Source organism: uncultured Vibrio sp. (genome assembly GCF_947488985.1).
GTDB lineage: Bacteria > Pseudomonadota > Gammaproteobacteria > Enterobacterales > Vibrionaceae > Vibrio.
The window spans coordinates 1-556 of the sequence record NZ_CANLBV010000277.1 but is presented as its reverse complement, the minus strand read 5'-3'; the positions used below and the strand labels follow the sequence as shown (position 1 = coordinate 556).

1 protein-coding gene is annotated in these 556 nt (G+C 39.9%); it reads left to right on the top strand.

What is annotated here, in order from left to right; all coding sequences use genetic code 11:
• Window positions 1-295: 295 nt before the first annotated feature.
• Window positions 296-556 (top strand): transglycosylase SLT domain-containing protein (locus Q1A70_RS20320; protein ID WP_299697664.1); only part of this gene is annotated, 261 nt, incomplete at its 3' end.

Sequence of the window (556 nt, the reverse complement as noted above, 5' to 3'; positions counted from 1 at the left end):
GTCGATAAACGTTTTGACCTAGTCGATAAGCGTTTTGATGAAATGAAAACTGATGTCGATAGACGTTTTGATGAAGTGAAAACTGACATAAATAAAATAGACAGTAAGCTTGGGACTTATATGATCGCGATGTTTACTACACTAATCGGTGGATTTGCAGCTCTTTACTTTAAATAGTTGCCAACTTCTCAATAATTGCTCATATCACCAACCGCGGACACAGCCTTGCTTTGTCCGCTTTTTTTAATTCTTTTTTTGTCATTTTGACGCTATTTGATTTTTAAAAGTACACCTCATGGATATTACCCCTTACTTTGAGTGTATCTATCAAGTACATCCCACCACGATAGAGCACATCATCAAAAACGAGTCGAGCTTTAGGCCGTTAGCGATTAACGTCAACCGACTACCCAATCAATCGGCTCCCAAAATCACGCAACCAAAGACCCAAGAAGAGGCCGTTAAAATGGCGTCTTATTACCTATCATTAGGTCATTCGGTGGACTTGGGGTTGATGCAAATCAACACAACAAACTTGAGGGCTTACAAGGTGAGC